Raw genomic sequence first — 18908 nt, 5'->3', positions numbered from 1 at the left:
TTTATTTTCGTTTTTTGTTGACAAGGAAACAAAATAAGGTTAAAGTAATATTATTTCCCAAGAAACAATATTACTAAAGGAGAAATTTAATGAATCATTCTATCAATAAACATGCGTTGATTTTTGGCTTTACTACGGTCTTTTTGACTGGATTGGGTTTGACTATCGTTAGTCCAGTATTGCCATTTTTAGTTTCTGATTATACAAAAGATCCTAGCAAACAGGCAACGATCGTCACCTCACTAATGTCGGTTTATGCTTTAGCCGTTTTTATAGCTGCACCTATTTTAGGCTCTTTAAGCGATCGCTACGGGCGTCGACCTGTACTGATCCTCAGTTTGTTAGGTTCAGCATTGGGTTACATTATTTTTGGCATAGGCGGTGCTCTTTGGGTCCTTTTCCTAGGCCGAATCATCGAAGGCGTGACTGGCGGAGAAATCTCTGCGATTTTTGCTTATTTTGCAGATATCACCTCTGAAAAGGAACGAACAAAATACTTTGGCTGGATCAGTGCGCTCGTCGGCGTCGGAACTACATTAGGTCCGATCATCGGCGGTTCTCTGGCTACATTCGGCCATCAAGTTCCGATATATGCTGGAGCTGTTATTACCTTATTAAACGCAGCTTACGGGTATTTTTTCATGCCGGAAAGTCTCGTACAAGCAAAACGTACACCTAAATTGAAGGTAAAACAGCTTCACCCATTTGGTCAATTGTCCAGTGCATTCTCTCTTCTGCCAGTTAAATGGTTATTGCTCACAGGCTTTCTTGTTTGGCTGCCAAACGGTTCACTACAAGCTATTTTTTCTCAATTTTCAATCGATACATTCACTTGGCAGCCCATTCTTATCGGACTAACTTTTTCGATCATCGGCATACTTGATATCTTTTCTCAGGCATTCATTATGCCTCGTCTATTGAAAATCATGCTGGATAAATCTATTGCTCTAGTAGGAATGATCAGTGAGCTCATTGGGTACTTTTTTATTCTCTTATCAGCGTTTACTGCGTACTCTTGGTGCTTCATTTTAGGGATGATTTTCTTTGGTTTAGGTGATTCTGTTTTTGGTCCTTCTTTCAATGGGATGTTGTCAAAATCGGTCAGTGCAAGCGCGCAAGGTCAAATCCAAGGCAGCGCGCAAAGTATGCAGGCACTAGCTCGCGTGATTGGACCATTGCTAGGCGGACAGTTGTATGCTGTATTCAGTCATGCAATGCCAGCCTTTATGGGTATTTTATTGATTGGAATCGCCGCTTTTGTTCTGAAAGCATCTGCAATCTAATGAAGCGCTTTCTATGATGCGGAAACAAAACCAGCACTGAATTTCCATTCATCTATCCATATTTTTCACTTGTCTATTTCTTTTTTAATTGGATGATCGTTGTTGTTTTTCCTAAATCTGATTCATATTTTTTTTGAACGGAGTCCATGTATTTTAAGCGGGATGAGAAAATAATACGCTCCTTATTTGTAATTTCAATTTCCGATTTTCCGCAAACACTGCTGATCACTTGGTCCATCGGCAATGTATGTGTTGGAACTTGCTGAAGCAAGTCGATAATAGCTGTTTCTTCCAAGGGTATTCCTCTTTTCTTTATAAAAATATTTAATATAGCTTTGATATCTAAACGACTCTATTGCTATTTTAAACAATTATTTAAAAATATTTTCATCAAATTATTTAACGAGATATTCCCAATTTTGACTATACTTCCCAGTAAAATAAAATTTGTTTTAACATACTTCGAAATAGTAAATGTTCCACTTACTTTGGTACATCATCTGCTATATACATGATTTGATGATTTTCATTTCTTAAAAACACTTCTATCTCTTTATCTATTATGAATACCTTTTTTATACTAAGCTTTTCTTGTGCGCAGGATAATCAATCAACCACATTTAAAGATGAAGACAAAAAGAGTCCGAAACAAAACTAAAAAAACAGTTTTGCCTCGGACTCTACTTTTTAAGAAACGGTGCCCAAAAGTCAGCTTATTCAGCAACTTCATGAAAACGAATCATACGCTTTTCGCATTGCTTATTTTCCACTCCATTTACTCACACCAAAGTGACTTCTGTACCAGCCTCTTTAACATTTTTAGCTAAAAGAACTGTTTTAACTTCTCAATCCCCGACCTTTATCGATCAAGTACCAACAAACCGAATACAGCACCACGATAAAGAGAATCAAAATCGCCAACGATACGGCAACTGGTACATCTTCTGTTCCCAAGAAACCGAAACGAAAGCCTGAAATCATGTAAACGATCGGATTGATTTTTGATACGGCTTGCCAAAATGGCGGCAGCATTGAAATTGCGTAAAAAACTCCGCCAAGATACGTCAATGGCTGTAAAACAAATGTCGGCACGATCGAAACATCATCAAATGATTGTGCGAAAATCCCATTTAATAAACCTGCCAAAGAAAATAAAGTTGCGGTCATCAGAAGTGTCACGATCACCATAAACCATGAATACACATGCAGCGGAACAAAAAATAACGAAATCATCGTAACCAGTGTTCCTACAAGAATACTTCTACCTAGTCCGCCAAAAACAAACCCCCAGATGATCACATGCGTCGGTACTGGCGCTACTAATAATTCTTCAATATTTTTCTGGAATTTTTGCGAAAAGAAAGATGAAGATACATTTGAATAAGAGCTCGTGATCGCTGACATCATGATCAATCCTGGTACGATAAATTCCATATAAGAAAAACCGCCCATATCACCGATTCGTCCCCCGATCATTTTCCCGAAAATAATAAAATACAAAGATGTCGTAATGACAGGTGGTACTAATGTTTGAACCCAGATCCGCATATAGCGATTCGTTTCTTTCACTGCTAAGCTTTTTAAAGCTGTAAAATAAAGATTAGACATTTTTTTCCTCCACATGATGTTCTTCTTCGGTGATTTTTAAAAATAGTTCTTCTAATCGATTCGATTTGTTTCGCATTGAAAGAACTTTGATTCCTTGATCACTCAATTGTTTGAATACTTCATTGATCCCTTGATCACGTTCAACTTCCACCTCAAGCGTCTGTTCGTCCACAAGAGCGCTCTTATAGCCGACAATTTCCGGTTTCTTATCAGACGGAGCTAAGTCAAAGATAAATGTTTCAAACTGTAATTTAGCCAATAGAGCTTTCATACTTGTGTTTTCGATCAATTCTCCGGACTGAATGATACCAATATTTCGACAAAGCATTTCGGCTTCTTCCAAATAATGCGTAGTCAAAATGATCGTTGTGCCGCTCTCATTCAACTCTCTTAAAAAATCCCACATTTCACGGCGCAGTTCAATATCCACTCCGGCCGTTGGCTCATCTAAAATCAATAAACGCGGCTCATGCATCAGCGCACGAGCAATCATCAATCGACGCTTCATTCCGCCAGATAACATCCGCGCACGAACATTCCGTTTCTCCCATAAGTCAGACTGCTTTAGGTATTTTTCACTGCGTTCCAACGCTTCTTTACGCGATACTCCGTAGTAGCCCGCTTGATTGACCACGATTTGCTGTACTGTTTCAAACGGGTTAAAGTTGAATTCTTGTGGCACTAAACCAATTTGCTGCTTTGCACGAACTAAATCCGTATCAAGATCATAATCAAACACTTTCACTTTTCCTGATGTTTTGTTCACTAAGGAAGTGATGATACCGATCGTTGTTGATTTTCCAGCACCATTTGGCCCTAATAACGCATAAAAATCTCCTTCTTCTACCGCTAGGTCAATCCCACGCAGTGCTTCAACTCCTGTTGCATACACTTTTTTCAAGTCTTTTATCTCTAATGCGTAACTCATTTAGTAAAAATCTCCTTCTGTCATATACTTCTTGATCTATCTGATTTTTCACTGCTGATCGTTAGTAGAAAGTAATTGTGTCATAGAAAACATAAACTCTTTGACAAATTCTTCTTTTAATGTGTAGTGATGCCACTGGCTTTGCTTACTAACAGAAACAATTCCAGCTTTCTCTAATACTTTCATATGATGGGAGAGCGTCGGCTGCGTGAAATCAAAATGCTCCAATACATCACATGCACACATCGTACCATTTGAAAGAAGATCGATGATTTTCAATCGTTTCGGATCAGCCATGGCTTTGAGTGCAGATGACGTTTTGTCATAGTTCATTTTCAGTCACTCCCTTACATAGATGGTTGTCTATGTTAAATATAAATTAATGTTCTTTTATTGTCAAGAAAGACTACTATAAGATAGCTGATTCGTACTAAAATCATGCTGCTTAAAGAAATAATCTACACAGAAAATGATTTCTGTTTTTTGCTTCTTTCTTTGATTCCTTGTATAATAAAACTGTTTTTCTAAATCATAATGAAGCAATAGAGCGGAGAATATAGATGACAACAAATTTTTGGTCGGAATTACCGAAACCTTTTTTTATTTTAGCACCCATGGAAGATGTGACGGATGTCGTTTTTCGTCATGTCGTTCAAAAAGCCGGCGCACCTGACGTCTTTTTTACTGAATTCACCAATTCAGACAGCTACTGTCATCCTGACGGCAAAGAAAGTGTGCAAGGACGCTTAGTTTTCACAGAAGATGAACAGCCGATGGTTGCACATATTTGGGGCGATAATCCAGCATTCTTTCGCGAAATGAGTATTGGTTTAGCTGAGATGGGCTTTAAAGGTGTCGACATCAATATGGGCTGTCCTGTACCAAATGTCGCTGGACGCGGCAAAGGCAGTGGGTTGATTTTGCGCCCGGAAGTAGCCGCGGAATTGATCGAAGCAGCTAAAGCCGGCAATTTACCTGTGAGTGTCAAAACACGCATCGGCTATAAAAAAATCGACGAGATGGAGGCTTGGATCACTCATTTACTGAAACAAGATATCGCAAACCTCTCCATCCATTTACGGACACGGGAAGAAATGAGTAAAGTCGATGCTCATTGGGAAATCATCCCGCAAATCATGGCAATTCGCGATCGTATCGCGCCGCAAACATTGATCACGATCAACGGGGATATCCCCGATCGTCAAAAAGGATTGGAACTTGCTGAACAATATGGTGTAGATGGTATTATGATTGGCCGCGGAATTTTCAAAAATCCTTACGCTTTTGAAAAAGAACCAAAGAAACATTCTACGCAAGAACTGCTGGGCTTATTGCAGCTGCAGCTTGATCTACAAGATCACTACGCCGAGCTAGCACCACGCTCGATCGTTGGATTGCACCGTTTCTTTAAAATCTATGTCAAAGGCTTTCCAGGCGCAAGCGACTTACGAGTTCAATTGATGAATACAAAATCAACCGATGAAGTAAGACAAATCTTAGCTTCATTTACTAAACAAGATACACCTGAAACTTAAGTAAACTCATTTTTCGAACGTAAGACATCGCTCTTTATAACGAATAAACGGCAGGAACAGAAGAAACCCTTTTGTTCCTGTCTCTTTTTTATATACAACTACACTAAAAAAACAGTTATAATAAAGTCAGAAAAAAGAAAAGAGCATACTATGGAATTATTTAAAAACAACCAACAGCTGATCGATTATTTAAAGACAACAGATTCGATGCACAGCATTACAGAACGAACGCTTGAAAAAGGGCATTCGATCGTAACAGAATTTGACAAATCCGACCATTTATTTTTTTTGGTAGACGGCATTCTTTCAGTAGAAGTCATAACTGAAGCAAACAGTTTTATTTCTTCGTTTATTTTTAGCAATGACTTTTTTGGTTTAGACACCTTTTCAAGCTATCAAACGAAAGGGCATGCGATCAGCGTTCTCAGCGCAAAAGCAACGGTGATCAAAATCAAAAAAGACTATTTACTTGCGACGCTTAATGCACATCCTGCCTACTACGAGCTTCTTCTGACAAATTTTGCTGATATTTTTCAAAGGCATTATCGTTTTTTCGATTTGCTTTCTTTGTCGCCAAAAGACAGAGTTCAAACATTATTGAGCTATCTTGCCGATTTTGTTGGAGAATTGAACGACTTGGAGCAACTCGAAATACCGGCTGTTTTCACACAAGAGATTCTAGCTAAATTTTGTCGGACTTCTCAGTCACGTATTTCAGTTTGTCTTAAAGAACTGCATCGTGAAGGATTCTTGATTAGAAAGAAAAGCCCATTTATACTAGCACAATAAAAAAATGTTAGACAAAACTGACGGACAGATTTGTCTAACATTTGCTTATTTATTGTCAATAAACGCGAGGATCTTCTCTTTAAACACTTTACTATTTTCGTTTTTAGAAGCACTTGCAAATACATCAACATTCTCAGGCTGATGAGACCACACACCTGAATCTGCAGTTAAAAATATACCCATTTTTTTATCGCCAAGATGTTCCTCGATCACAGCGCGGGAATTTCCAGGCGGCTCGCTTGATTGAACCGTCCCAAAAATCACTACTTTGTCCCACTTACTAAAATCTGAGTCCATTTCTTCTATCGGTTGTATTTCCATATAGATCTTTTGGGATGCTACTTCTTTTTTTACTTCGTTCATTATGTCATTTTTGAAGGCACGATCTTGAGTATACACAATGACCTTTGTCGCAGCTGTAGTATTTTTTAACTCTTTATTTATGATCTCTTCTTGCTTTGTTCCTTGAATTCTACTCAGCCGATAGTAGCCTAGAAATCCTCCTCCACCAATGATTGCTAGTACAATAATCAGCAAAATGATTCGAACGCTTTTTTTCTTCAACATATCAATTCCTCCTATACTGAAACTTTTTTATCAGTATAGAGAAAATTTGTTGTATCATTTATATCACAGGTATAAATGACCTCGGTTTTACCTTCCATTATTGAAAATCTAGCACGACATTCCCTCTTTTACGACCTGATTCGACAAGCTTATAGGCATCAACGATTTGATCCATAGGATAAATCTTGTCAATGACTGGCTTTAATTCATTTTCTTGAGCCAATGACAGCAGTAATCTTAGATTTTCTGGGCTTTCTTTCACAAACCCTTTCGCAATTGTATAAAAAGAACCATTGGTATTCAGATGATTCAGCCACTGTTTCTTTTTTGTCTTACCAACTGCATCAAAGATATGATCAAAACAACCTAATTCTTCTTTCCAATTTACAGCTGTATAGTCCCTCACTATATCCGCACCTAAAGAACGTACTAAATCCATATTTCCGGTACCACATACTGCTGTAACATGAAAGCCGTAAATTTTAGCTAATTGAACAGTGGACGAGCCCACTGCGCCAGATGCACCATAGAGCAGCAGCTTTTTTCCACTCCCTTTTTGCATTTTATTTAAATAATGAAGTCCAGCATTCCCGCCAAAAGGGAGAGTGACCACATCCTTAAATGCTTGCTCTTCTGGTATTTTAGCAATAGCTACTGTTTGATCCAAAGCGATATATTCAGCGTGTCCGCCAAATTTCATACCTGTTGATGCAACTACTCGATCACCAACTTTGAATGTCGTAACTTTTCCCCCGACTGCTTCCACAATGCCAGCTAAATCCGTTCCTAGTATAGGGTTTCGAGGCTTGCTTAGACCAAACACCAACTTTACAAAAGGATTGGATGCTCTTCGAACAACACTATCACCACTTGCGACGGTACTCGCCATTATTCGAATGAGCAGTTCATTTTCCTTAATAGATGGTTTCTTGACTTCCTCGATCCTTAGCCCGTCAAAGGAATCATATCGTGTACACAAGATAGCTTTCACTTCATTATTCCTCCGTTCCCAAATAAAATAATTCTTCTACTGCTACGCCAAAATAACGAGCCAACTTCAATGATAATTCAATACTCGGTAAAAATTTTTCTTTTTCTATCGCATTGATCGATTGTCTAGAAACACCGACTCGATCTGCCAGTTCTTGTTGTGTCAGCTTTTCTACTTCTGTTCGATAATACTTCAGCTTGATGATCACTTTCTCTTTTTTCATAGATCAGCCCTCATAATAGTATGCTTTTGTGATATTGTTCGTAGCGATCAGTACAAAAAAGCCCATATGAAACAGCAGGATGATTTGAGTAAAAGCCAGCTCTAACGCAAAGGCAGCCATAACTGCTACAAAGAAAATCGATAGTGCATACGCAAAATTCTGTAGGATATTTTTATTGATCATTTTCTCCCATTCACCGAAAAAGTGTTTCTCTTTTGGTGTAAAAAACGAAATAACAATATCAAGAACGATCGAACTAATAACTAATGTTCCCAACATAATTAAAAATGTATACCCAATCACCTTTAGTTCAGAACCAAAATGATCGCTAGCAACAGATGCTTGATAAACCAATCCGACAAACCAGCTTAATACAAAGATTTTGATGACCTCTATGATTATATAAACTTTTTTTGACATATTCTTCTCTCCTATTTTGTCAAGTGTTATTTACAAAATCATCATATCATAAGAAAAAGCAATGTCAAGTGTTATTGTCTTTTTTTGATTTACCTTTCTCTAAATTCAAGATTTTTACAATATAGTGACTAAAATTGAAGCCTGCTCAAAACTTTTAGCGTTTGATGATTCATTCAAATCATCTATCCTTATTATGTAACCCAGCTTGACACACGAAAAACGGTATCGATCTTTTCATCATCGATACCGTTTTTTAGTTTTATCTATACGATACTTTATATCACTTTTTGACATTTTTTTAGAACTAGTTCTAAAAGAAGATCTTTATTGTTCTATATTTTTCCTTTTTTCAATTTTACCAAGCGTTTTGGTCCCTTCCACCTGTTTTTTTAGCACCTCTATCAATTGTTCTACAGTAACCTCATTATTAAAGCCAGACTTTATATCTTCATTAAATTCTTCTTCGATCATTGCTGCTTCCTTTACGACTGCCATGCCTTCTGAGGTGATACAAATATTGACTATCCTACTATCTTGTTTACTATTCTTTTTTTCTACTAAATTTTTTAAGACCAACCGATCGATCAATCTACTTGGATTCTCTGATCCACAAATGAGTAATTCACCAATTTCAGAGATAGATAGGCCATTTTTTAAAGATAATATTTTTAGTATTTCATATTGACTGGGCGTGATATTTATCGCTTTTAATCTACGGGCGTAGTTTAGCTCACCTTCTCTATCAACGGCTTTAATGAGATACCGCAATTCTTCGATATAGTACAAAAAAATCACTCCATTTGTTTTTGCATTATATTATACACTACTTTTACCATTTTTTTTCTAGGCAGCAATCTTGGCAAAAAGGTGCTTGTAAAATAATTGTTGAACCCATCGATTTTTGAAATCTTCCCTTTGTTCAACGCATCGATCGTTACTTGTACCACATGTTCCGGTGTGCGTAAGTTGCCGTATGACACGCCGCCGCCAGATGAAAAGAAGTTAGTGTCTGTCGCCCCAGGACTTATGGCGAGAATCTTTACATTTGTTTTAGAGCATTCGATCGCCAAGGCTTCAGTGAACGATAAGACAAAAGCTTTACTTGCAGCATATACTGCCATATTCGGTATAGGATGATACCCGGAAGTCGATGCGACATTGATGATGGTTCCCGTATTCCTTTTTAACATAGGCTCTAGAAAGAGTTTTGTCAAATCAAATAACGAAAGGACATTCAAATTTATTTGATTATGTTGATTCTCATAACTCAACTCGTTTACAGCACCACTTAACCCATATCCTGCGCAGTTTATCAGTGTCTCAACAAATACATCCGGTTTTTGAACCAAACGATAAATTTCTTGTGGACTTTTTTGTTCAGATAAATCGAAAGAAAATGTATGTACCTTTACCTTAAACTGTTTTTCTAATTGTTGCTTCAAATCAGATAATTTTTCTTCTGACCTAGCGATCAAAATCAAATTCTTTTTCTCTTTTGCATAATACTCCGCAAAAGCCTTTCCTATTCCTGAAGATGCACCTGTAACCAACGTGTATTTATCCATAATTTCTCTCCTCATTTTCCATGTTCAGACACATATGTCTGAACACATAATAGCATATCTTGCAAAAGAATCAAGTAGTTATGGGTAAATAATCCTAAAACTACAATAAATGAATGGAAAAAAGGATTGGAACATAACTCTAAGAGTTACGATCCAATCCCTTTTAGAACGAATAAACGGCAGGCTCAGAAGTCTTAATCAATGAAAATCTCCTTTATACCTACTATTCTTTATACTTCATCTATCTTTTTATTACTCATCAATCGATTGATATGAACAGTTAAATAAGCTATCTCTTCTTTCGTGACCTTATCTGTGTTCAATATTTCTACATAATCTTTGACATTGAAAGCAACTGTCAACGCTTTTGGATATAGCTGTGCTATCTGCTCAAATAATCCGGAATCATCCTCTGTGATCATTTTCCCTTCAAAATAACGTTCAACAAAAAATTTCAAATGAGTAATGAAACGTTGATAATGAACATCTTCTCGATCAAAATCAATTTTCAACTCATACTTGACAATATCTGATATTCCACCGACCAGCTTTGCGTACTCCATCCCTTTACTTGTTGAAGAATCTACAGTTTGTGCATTGATGATATGAAAAGCGATATTCGCCGCTTCCTCTTGCGGTAGTATTTGACCTAATTCTTTTTTTAGTAGCTTTAGGGCATATTCTCCTATCGAAAATTCTGTCGGATAGTAGTTTTTGATTTCCCAATATACACGATTGAGGATATTCAATCCTTTTTTATGTCTTTCGATCGAAAAATTTAAGTGGTCGCTTAAAGTGAAGAAAATACTTGTATTTAATTTTGTACCTAGGAGTTCTTCTGCTCTCTTGATGATTTGTTGCGTAATATCAAAATAAACAGCTGGAATTGAATCGAATAAGCGTAAATATTCTTGGATTTGCTGGTTATCGACAGGTATGAATACTCGGTTTACATCCTCATCATCGACCGTTTGCCCGCTTTTCCGACTATAGCCGATGCCTTTGCCAAAGAAAACATACTCCTGCTGTTCACTGTCCACCGCTAAGATCGTATTGGGATTTAGTATTTTTTTGATGATCATCCGACACTCTCCTAATCTAAGATACTGCCATTGCTTTCAATTACTTTTTTATACCAGAAAAACGAATCTTTCTTTATCCTTTCCAACGTTCCTTCTCCTAAGTCATCCTGATCAACATAGATATACCCATAACGCTTACTCATTTGAGAGGTTGAAACACTAATCAAATCGATCGGTGCCCAGCTAGTATAGCCAAACAGATCCACCCCAGCTTCCACTGCTTCAAGAATCTCATTGATATGTTGTCTTAAGTAGCTGATACGGTAGCTATCGTGTATTTTCCCATCAGAAGTAACTTCATCTTTAGCTCCCATTCCATTTTCAACAATGATCAACGGTACATTATAACGATCCTGCAACTCAAGAAGCGATATTTTCAGCCCGACTGGATCGATCTGCCATCCCCATTCCGTCGAAGGAAGATATGGATTTTTTACTCCCATGATCGTGTTCCCTGATGTTTGCTCCAAAGATGGATCAGATGATTCAGTTCGTGACATATAGTAACTAAAAGCTAAGTAATCTGCGGTGTGTTCTCTTAATAGTTTATCATCCTCCGCCGCTTTTGTAATGATGATTCCTTTGTTTTCCAGTTGCTTCTTGTACAATGTTGGATATTCACCAAAAATTTGAATATCTGCATGAGCATAATTGTTTAAGTTACTCTCTAAAGAAAGCAAGACATCTTCTGGTTTACACGTATTAGGATACGTCGTCAATTTCGTCAGCATACATCCCATTTGGCTTCCAGGAATCAACTCGTGACATAATTTAGTGGCAATAGCTGCTGCAACATATTGGTGATGAAGCGCTTGATAGACTGCCTCTTCTAAAGAATATCCGATACACTTGTCTTCAACGATCCCAGCCGTTGTAAATGGATGTCGTCCCACACTATCGATCTCGTTAAAGGTCAACCAGTAAGTCACATATTCACCAAACGCTTTAAAACAAACTTCCGCATAATGAACAAAAAAATCGATCAACTTACGATCTACCCAACCGTTGTACTTTTCCGATAAAGCTAAGGGCATTTCGTAATGAGATAATGTAACGATCGGTTCAATTCCATACTTCTTCAATTCCTTGAAAACATTCTTATAAAAGTCAATTCCAGCAACATTAGGCTCTGTTTCCTCCCCCGTAGGGAATAAACGAGTCCAGGCAATAGAGATTCTCAATGCTTTGAAGCCCATCTCTGCAAAAAGCTGAATATCTTCTTTATACCGATGATAAAAATCGATACCTCTACGTTTAGGATACCATTCAACCTCTAAATCCTTTCGCGCTTGTTGGATCATATCACTCGTTACAGTATTATGTGCTTTATAGTCTTTTACGTCAATAGTAGGTTTAAACGTTGCTACATCTGCTACAGACATCCCCTTTTGATCTACATTCCAAGCACCTTCCACTTGATTTGCGGCAATCGCACCGCCCCATAAAAAATCTTTACGCAATGGCATTTTCTTCTTTCCCTTCAATAACGAATATTTTTTCTTCTTTAGTCACTTGTTCCTCAGAAACTAGATTGAACTTGACATTCTTAGGCTCTGTAATCACGATGATCGTTGTTGGATCAAATCCAGCCTCTTTGATTTTTAAAAGATTAAATTTGATCAACATATCCCCTTGCGTAACCTTCTGACCTTCTGAAACAAAGCTTTCAAAATACTTTCCGCCCAGGTTCACTGTATCTATACCAATATGAAATAATATCTCAATGCCCTCGTCTGTCTGCATACCTAGTGCATGTTTCGTGTTATAAATCATTTTGATCGTTCCATTAGCTGGTGCATATAATTCACCTTTCGTAGGTATGATCGCAACACCATCTCCTAACATTTTACTAGCAAAGACGTCATCCTTCACTTCTGATAGAGGGATCATTTGCCCTTCAACCGGCGCATTAAAGTCTATTTCATTTGTTTCATTTTCTTGTGCTCCAGCTGTAGCTGGTTCCTTCCATAAAACAAAAACTGCGGCAAATGAAGCTACGAAAGATACGACTAAACCGATCACTGCGTACATCAGATTGTTAGGCAGAGTTTCAGAAATGAACATTGATAAACTAGCAATCCCAGGCCCAACGGCAACATATGCTTCCACACTTAGAAGGCCTAATGTCGCTCCACCGATCAAACTACCAAACATCACACCGTATAATACTCTTTTATGCAAAATAGTCACACCATACAAAGCCGGTTCAGTGATTCCAAAAAGAGCAGAAATACCAGCAGAAACAGCTGTTGCTTTCAAACCTTTATCTTTCGAACGAATCGTTACCGCAAAACATGCTCCAGCTTCTGCGATATTATGAGCTAATGAGGCCGCATTATAAATTAGTTCTTTTCCTGTCTCACCTAAAGAAGTGATAACATATGGAATCATTGCTTTATGCATCCCTGTTACTACCATGAAAGGTAAGAAAGCTGCCAGCAAAGCTACTGCGATCCAGCCAAACCGAGCAAAAACTGTCATGATCACACTTGCAAACCCTTGACCGAACGTAAATCCAATAGGACCGAGCACCAATAATGTCAATGGCACGACAATCAATAATGACATCATCGGAACAAAGAAACTTCTAATCACCTTAGGACTGATCTTGGTAAAAAATTTTTCCAAAAACGAATAACTGATCACACAAAGAATTGCAGGAAAAACTTGATACGCATAATTGATGTTTTGAATTGGCAAACCAGCCAAAGTCGTTCCTTCAGTGATCAATGCAGTCAATCCAGGGATCAACAAACCACCTACAGCTGAGACAGCGACTAAACTATTTACCTTCAGCTTGTTCGCTGTTGTGATCGCTACCAATAAAGGCAGGAAGTATAAAGGTGCATCTCCTACAAATGTCAAAATCTGATAAGTCGATGTTGTTTTATCTAACACCCCAATTAGATTTAGTAGCATCAATAGTGATTTTAAAATACCTCCGCCAGCGATCGCTGGAATCAAGGGTTGAAAAATACTAATAACGAAGTCTAAAATGACATCTTGCCATTTTTGTTTTTTCTTAGACCCCTTTTCTGTATCTACTTGAATTCCTGAAAGGAGTTTTTCGACCTCGCGATAAACTTCCACCACTGCACCACCAATAATGACTTGTGTTTGAGCTGTTTGCGTAATTCCTAGCACACCAGAGATTTTTTTGATCGCTTCTGCGTCCACTTTACTATCATCAACTAACGTAAATCTCAATCTTGTAGAGCAATGTTCTAAATGTGAAACATTGTTCGCTCCCCCAACATTTTCCAAAATTTCTTTTGCTACATTTTTTTCATCCATTTTTTTCGCCTCCATTTTTTAACAAAAAAAACCGAACTGAACCAACCCAAAAAAGAGCTGATTCAATTCGGTTATGCCTACTATTACGTAGTAACACGCCTTGTATTAAGTTGGTTCGATTATATCTCACTTTAAAGAAAGCGTCAACATTTTTTTTAGAAATTCATTTTGCTAAACAAGAAAATTTATGTTAGTGGTGACTTTTTCATAGCAGCAGTTAAGTCGAAGCCTGCGATTAACTACCATGATAGCAGCCAGTTTCTTTAGTTTTTTATTTTTTGGATAATAGTTAAAGGATGTATCTGTAGATGTTATTTTCTGGTGATATTCGAAAATAGCTTTTATTTCACGTACGAAAAGGTATCAGTGATGAAAAAAATGATATCGTTGTAGCTCTTAGCAACTTGATTAGTTAGTTTTAGCATTATAATTCAAGACTTTACTCCCTAACACCAATCAGATAACAAATTGACTTTTACTTTTTGATTATTCATATTCAATATAGATTTTGCTCAAACGATTATTTTCCAAAAATGAAATAATTGTTTTAACTACCTCTTCCAAATCATCTTTCATTGAAGTCTGATGGATTTTGTTAATATCAAAACATTTTAATTGACTAATGATGAGAGAGTTATCCTTTATCAACCACGGTGAGTCATCATACCAGCCCTCATGATTAAAGTATTCTTTCACAACCCCCTCCTGTTTTACATCACAATCTAATAAGTTATCTAAAATATTCTCAAAATAACCATTTTACAAATAGCTTTGCATTTTTTCTAGCCATTCTTAACTAGTTAGTTTTCAATGTTAATTGCTTTTTTTATGATGTCAACATCGCTACAAAATTGAACGAGTTCATCTGATTTCAAATCATCAGTAACTTTCTCTAAATTTTTATTAGAAATTAGTTCAGCTAATTTATTTCTTAAAAAATCAAAATTTTGTTCTTTATCAATCAATAATGTACAAAATGCTACATATAGCGAAGTTTCTTCCGTTATATCATAATTTTCATTTAATTCATAATCATTTAGAAATGCATAGAAAGTATCTTTTAGAGAATATTTAGCATTCATATGCAAACTTTCATAAATATCAGCAGAATCTTCTTTTATTTCTTCATACTTCAATTCCATAAATTTTCGCCCCTTCTATTTAGTAAATACGTTTAATTCAATGTTAGGGAATTTCTTACGAAATTCTAAAATTATATTAGAACAACTTTGACAAGCTGGTAGCTCTGTATATAAATCAATTGACCCAGAAGCATTTGAGTCTTTAATTTTAGAGGCAATGTCTTCTAGAATTTTAGCTTCTGTATCATGAAACCTATCAAATTTAGTTCCATCTATACTTGATGCAGAAGGTTCATAATTTTTAAAAATTCTTTCTCCTTCAAGTTTTAATGTAGAAAAATTTCCAACATCGGCACCTTTATCAAGTTTCGAATTAATTTTACTATGAGCTACAAACTCTTCTGGCAATCCTTTTATATTTACATCAGCAGCTGCCATATTACCTCTTTTTTTCAACGGATTATTAGGCATTCTATTTCTAATATCATTAATTCTATTTTGGAAACTCTCAACTTTTTGTGTTTTAGTAAGCCCACTAGTTTTCTCCGAAACGACAACCTTATTCGTCCCTTTCAAAGGTTTAAGTCCTTTATACGTTCCATATCCTGCCAATGCTAAATCTGCTATCCCAGACAAGCCACGTAAGATTCGATCGCCTGTAGACAGTTCTTTCCCTGTAAACAAATCTTTTCCACGCCAAGCATCACTGTTTTTATTTCATATACGAAAATGCAGTATCAGTGACGAAAAACTGATACCGCTATAGCTATTATTCGCTTAATTAGTTAGCTTTAGTATTATCTTCAAAGCTTTATTATCTGATTGTTATCAGATAATAAAGTGCCGTTTTGTTTAGAGCAAATTAATGCTTTTATTAAAAGACTTGAGACTATGTTTTTGCTAATTAACAAACATTGGAGAAATATGTCCATCAACTTCTAATAGATCTTTTCGAAAGAAATCAAACAAAATATATTCATCTTCATCACTTAAAAATAGTTCATCCGCCAAAATATAATATTCTTCTTTATCTAAATAAACTTTTAAAAATTTGTAATTACCAATCTTTGTTAATCTATCTTCTGCAAAAAACAATTTATATGTTTCATCATTTTCTTCTTTTTTCTGATCACCGATTAATAAAATTTTACACTCGTACTTTGATCCAATTTCCATAAACAAGAAATTGTTATCATCACTATAACCTATTGAGTTATCAAAACATTCTTCCTTTTTTTCAGTCACAACATTTCTTAAATAAACATCTCTGTCCATTATCCGTTCATCTATAGCGGTTACTTCAAACATAATCTATTCACTTCTCTTTCTAAATAAAATTAAATTGGATATACAGAAACAATAAATCCATTCTTTCCATAGGCAATTAGATATTTTTTCCCATTCACTAAGTAAGTAGCATTCATCCCCCTTGAAGATTCTACAATGCTCACAGGTTTATTTTTTAGCATATCATAGATAAACTCTGGAATATTCTTAATACCTCGTTTAGAAAAATCAGCTGCATGACGAATTTCAACATGGTTTAATCCAGCTTTACTATTTCCATATTCTAACCACAATAAATCTTTTTCAATATTCTTTGTTACCATAACCACATCATCCGGATTGTACTTTACACCACTTTTTGAAAGTTCGTCTAATAAATCAGGCTTTAATAGTTTATTAGTAGTACTGCTTTTCTCCGAAACAACAACCTTGTTCGTCCCTTTCAAAGGTTTAAGTCCTTTATACGTTCCATACCCTGCCAATGCTAAATCTGCTATCCCAGACAAGCCCCGTAAGATTCGATCGCCTGTAGACAATTCTTTCCCGGTAAACAAATCTTTTCCACGCCAAGCATCACTGACATTTTTCGCCCCAGAGGTCAAACCCAAAGCCACCATCAACTGCCACGGCAGCATGCCTCCAATGACAAGCACTGCACCATTGATCACTACAGTAACAGCCAGATCCTTCACTTTTTCATTTCTTGAATAATAGTCAAACGACGTATCTGCAAATGCCATTTTCTGATAATCTTCGAAGCTGACATCACCGATTTCTTGTTTCATTTTATCATATTCTACACGAAGATAATCAGTAAGTGGAGAACTGCTTCCTAAAAGATCTTCTAACGTTACTTTCATTTTGGGCATTGCTACACCCGCACTATTTACTCCATTAGAAAAGGATCCTCTTGCCATCGTTTCATAGCCCATGATGTTCATGTTGCTTAGCTTTTCTATCAGTGAGTCCATTGAATCATAAAATGGCTGATCGATGTCCGCTGGAAGTGTGTCTTGTATCTTAAAAGTTTTTTGTGCCAATTTGGCGATCCGCTCATCTAGATCATCCATCAACACATTGTCCATGGATTCGATATCGATCGCATTATCTACGTCATATCGATCACAGGCATCCTTAGCGTCATTCGTGATCGTTCCAAGCTCTTGAACCAAAGTGATGATATCAACGTCCTTTAGCTCACTTACGCCATTGACTATTGAACTCCATTCTCCAGTTTTAAACTTTACATCTTTCATACCTACCCTCTTTTCCTATACTGAATAGCTCATATCTATTTTCCTTTTGATTTTATATCACTACTGACGGATCGATCTAACTCCACAAAGGTTTCTCCTGCATAAGTCACATACTCCTGCAATCGTGAATAATGAGAAATCAATTCCTCCATACGTACAGTCACGATCCTAAAAAGCCCGACCTGGCCTTGCGCTAAGCCTTCCACATAATACTCACTTCCTGTGATATTTTGTAATGCATTATAGGATGACTCTAGTTCATCGATCACTGTTTGAAGCTGACCTGTGATCCCTGATAATTCACCAGGATCGACCGTGATTTTATCTGTCAAACCAACTCACCCGCTCTTTCCTTTTATCTTCTGGCACCTCATACGAAATCTGCAGCTGATCGACGAGCCATTTATTGACCCAGAATTGACTGATTCGCTTTAATCCTTCACTGTCTAATCGATATAAAACGCCTTGCGACAGCAATAGAGCATACTCACTTTTCATCAATTCTTGCTCTCGTTTATGAACACTTCCAAGTACAATCGCTGCCTCTATTCCTTGTTTCTGCAACTCTTCTAAAGTCAAACGCGCCCGTCTTGAGCGAAATTCTTTTTCCTCTTCTGTACCTTCTCTACGCAAAATACTGTACTCCACAAGGATTTGTCCCAAAAGTGTTTCCGGTTCTTCGATCGTCAACTGATAGCCTGCTTCTTCCCTTTTTAACACGATTGCCTGCTCGCCAGTCGCTACGTAATAGGTTTTATCTAAACAGATATACATTTCCGATTGAACATATCGTTCGATCAAAGAAGCGACTAAAAAGCCTTTTTTGGTAAGCTTTCCCGCTGCCAGCAATCCTTTTTCTTCTAACCTTTCGATCCCTTTTGGAATAGTCGTTATCTGATTCATTCGATGTGCTGTTAATTGCGGTACACCGAATAATTCCACCTGTCCGACCATATCCGTCAATACCAACAATTCCTCTTCAGAAAAAATCGCCATAT

The 18908-nt window shown here is 36.8% G+C and carries 23 protein-coding genes and 1 pseudogene; 3 read left to right on the top strand and 21 right to left on the bottom strand.

The window, feature by feature from the left end; translation table 11 throughout:
* The first annotated feature begins 89 nt into the window (after positions 1–89).
* Positions 90–1283, top strand: a complete 1194-nt coding sequence (locus IGI58_RS08500) for an MFS transporter (RefSeq protein ID WP_429953801.1) — start codon at positions 90–92, stop codon at positions 1281–1283.
* A 73-nt stretch (positions 1284–1356) separates the two neighbouring features.
* Here IGI58_RS08500 and IGI58_RS08495 read toward each other — a convergent pair whose 3' ends face one another.
* From IGI58_RS08495 to IGI58_RS08480, 4 genes are all read right to left on the bottom strand, one after another.
* Positions 1357–1578 carry a hypothetical protein gene (locus IGI58_RS08495; RefSeq protein ID WP_429953802.1) on the bottom strand — a complete coding sequence of 74 codons (222 nt, stop codon included), beginning with the start codon at positions 1576–1578 and terminating at the stop codon, positions 1357–1359.
* A gap of 542 nt (positions 1579–2120) precedes the next feature.
* Entirely contained in the window at positions 2121–2891 is a 771-nt protein-coding gene (locus IGI58_RS08490; RefSeq protein WP_087640515.1) for an ABC transporter permease, read from the bottom strand.
* Positions 2884–3819: an ABC transporter ATP-binding protein gene (locus IGI58_RS08485; RefSeq protein WP_225535241.1), complete on the bottom strand. Its 936-nt coding sequence runs from the start codon at positions 3817–3819 to the stop codon at positions 2884–2886. The genes IGI58_RS08490 and IGI58_RS08485 overlap by 8 nt, the downstream gene beginning before the upstream one ends.
* Before the next feature lie 48 nt (positions 3820–3867).
* Positions 3868–4152 (bottom strand): ArsR/SmtB family transcription factor, encoded by a 285-nt coding sequence (locus IGI58_RS08480; RefSeq protein WP_429953803.1) that lies wholly within the window; start codon positions 4150–4152, stop codon positions 3868–3870.
* A gap of 227 nt (positions 4153–4379) precedes the next feature.
* Between IGI58_RS08480 and IGI58_RS08475 the strand changes: the two genes are divergently transcribed.
* Both IGI58_RS08475 and IGI58_RS08470 read left to right on the top strand, forming a co-directional pair.
* Complete coding sequence (locus IGI58_RS08475; protein ID WP_429953804.1) at positions 4380–5354, top strand: tRNA dihydrouridine synthase; 975 nt, start codon at positions 4380–4382, stop codon at positions 5352–5354.
* A gap of 150 nt (positions 5355–5504) precedes the next feature.
* Positions 5505–6143, top strand: a complete 639-nt coding sequence (locus IGI58_RS08470) for a Crp/Fnr family transcriptional regulator (RefSeq protein ID WP_429953805.1) — start codon at positions 5505–5507, stop codon at positions 6141–6143.
* A gap of 45 nt (positions 6144–6188) precedes the next feature.
* Here the strand turns inward: IGI58_RS08470 and IGI58_RS08465 are convergent, their stop codons facing one another.
* From IGI58_RS08465 to IGI58_RS08385, 17 genes and pseudogenes are all read right to left on the bottom strand, one after another.
* Positions 6189–6710, bottom strand: a complete 522-nt coding sequence (locus IGI58_RS08465) for a hypothetical protein (RefSeq protein WP_429953806.1) — start codon at positions 6708–6710, stop codon at positions 6189–6191.
* A gap of 97 nt (positions 6711–6807) precedes the next feature.
* Positions 6808–7701, bottom strand: coding sequence for an NAD(P)-dependent alcohol dehydrogenase (locus IGI58_RS08460; RefSeq protein ID WP_429953807.1), 894 nt, complete (start codon positions 7699–7701; stop codon positions 6808–6810).
* A 4-nt stretch (positions 7702–7705) separates the two neighbouring features.
* On the bottom strand, positions 7706–7924 hold the full coding sequence (locus tag IGI58_RS08455; RefSeq protein WP_087640508.1) for a helix-turn-helix transcriptional regulator: 219 nt from the start codon (positions 7922–7924) through the stop codon (positions 7706–7708).
* A gap of 3 nt (positions 7925–7927) precedes the next feature.
* Entirely contained in the window at positions 7928–8344 is a 417-nt protein-coding gene (locus IGI58_RS08450) for a hypothetical protein (protein ID WP_429953808.1), read from the bottom strand.
* A gap of 324 nt (positions 8345–8668) precedes the next feature.
* On the bottom strand, positions 8669–9130 hold the full coding sequence (locus tag IGI58_RS08445; protein WP_429953809.1) for a MarR family winged helix-turn-helix transcriptional regulator: 462 nt from the start codon (positions 9128–9130) through the stop codon (positions 8669–8671).
* A gap of 5 nt (positions 9131–9135) precedes the next feature.
* On the bottom strand, positions 9136–9909 hold the full coding sequence (locus tag IGI58_RS08440; RefSeq protein ID WP_429953810.1) for an SDR family NAD(P)-dependent oxidoreductase: 774 nt from the start codon (positions 9907–9909) through the stop codon (positions 9136–9138).
* A 230-nt stretch (positions 9910–10139) separates the two neighbouring features.
* Positions 10140–10991 carry a PRD domain-containing protein gene (locus IGI58_RS08435; RefSeq protein WP_429953811.1) on the bottom strand — a complete coding sequence of 284 codons (852 nt, stop codon included), beginning with the start codon at positions 10989–10991 and terminating at the stop codon, positions 10140–10142.
* An 11-nt stretch (positions 10992–11002) separates the two neighbouring features.
* Positions 11003–12457 carry a glycoside hydrolase family 1 protein gene (locus IGI58_RS08430; RefSeq protein WP_429953812.1) on the bottom strand — a complete coding sequence of 485 codons (1455 nt, stop codon included), beginning with the start codon at positions 12455–12457 and terminating at the stop codon, positions 11003–11005.
* On the bottom strand, positions 12444–14285 hold the full coding sequence (locus IGI58_RS08425) for a beta-glucoside-specific PTS transporter subunit IIABC (protein ID WP_429953813.1): 1842 nt from the start codon (positions 14283–14285) through the stop codon (positions 12444–12446). The genes IGI58_RS08430 and IGI58_RS08425 overlap by 14 nt, the downstream gene beginning before the upstream one ends.
* Positions 14286–14771: 486 nt before the next feature.
* Entirely contained in the window at positions 14772–14981 is a 210-nt protein-coding gene (locus IGI58_RS08420) for a hypothetical protein (RefSeq protein WP_429953814.1), read from the bottom strand.
* 104 nt (positions 14982–15085) lie between these two features.
* Positions 15086–15427 (bottom strand): hypothetical protein, encoded by a 342-nt coding sequence (locus tag IGI58_RS08415; protein WP_225535213.1) that lies wholly within the window; start codon positions 15425–15427, stop codon positions 15086–15088.
* A 15-nt stretch (positions 15428–15442) separates the two neighbouring features.
* A complete protein-coding gene (locus IGI58_RS08410; RefSeq protein ID WP_429956344.1) occupies positions 15443–15943 on the bottom strand; it encodes a deaminase domain-containing protein in 501 nt (166 codons plus the stop codon).
* 27 nt (positions 15944–15970) lie between these two features.
* A pseudogene (locus IGI58_RS08405) lies at positions 15971–16057 on the bottom strand (pre-toxin TG domain-containing protein); the annotation flags it as partial.
* Positions 16058–16267: 210 nt separating this feature from the next.
* Entirely contained in the window at positions 16268–16675 is a 408-nt protein-coding gene (locus IGI58_RS08400) for a hypothetical protein (RefSeq protein WP_225535197.1), read from the bottom strand.
* A gap of 29 nt (positions 16676–16704) precedes the next feature.
* Positions 16705–17910, bottom strand: a complete 1206-nt coding sequence (locus IGI58_RS08395) for a pre-toxin TG domain-containing protein (RefSeq protein WP_225535195.1) — start codon at positions 17908–17910, stop codon at positions 16705–16707.
* Positions 17911–17945: 35 nt separating this feature from the next.
* Complete coding sequence (locus tag IGI58_RS08390) at positions 17946–18242, bottom strand: hypothetical protein (RefSeq protein WP_429953815.1); 297 nt, start codon at positions 18240–18242, stop codon at positions 17946–17948.
* Positions 18232–18906: a DUF5081 family protein gene (locus tag IGI58_RS08385; protein WP_429953816.1), complete on the bottom strand. Its 675-nt coding sequence runs from the start codon at positions 18904–18906 to the stop codon at positions 18232–18234. Before IGI58_RS08385 ends, IGI58_RS08390 begins: the two co-directional genes overlap by 11 nt.
* Positions 18907–18908 lie beyond the last annotated feature (2 nt).

The sequence above is a fragment of the Enterococcus sp. AZ020 genome, assembly GCF_050499205.1.
Classification (GTDB): Bacteria; Bacillota; Bacilli; order Lactobacillales; family Enterococcaceae; genus Enterococcus_L; species Enterococcus_L dunnyi.
This window is presented reverse-complemented; position numbering and strand designations above follow the sequence as displayed.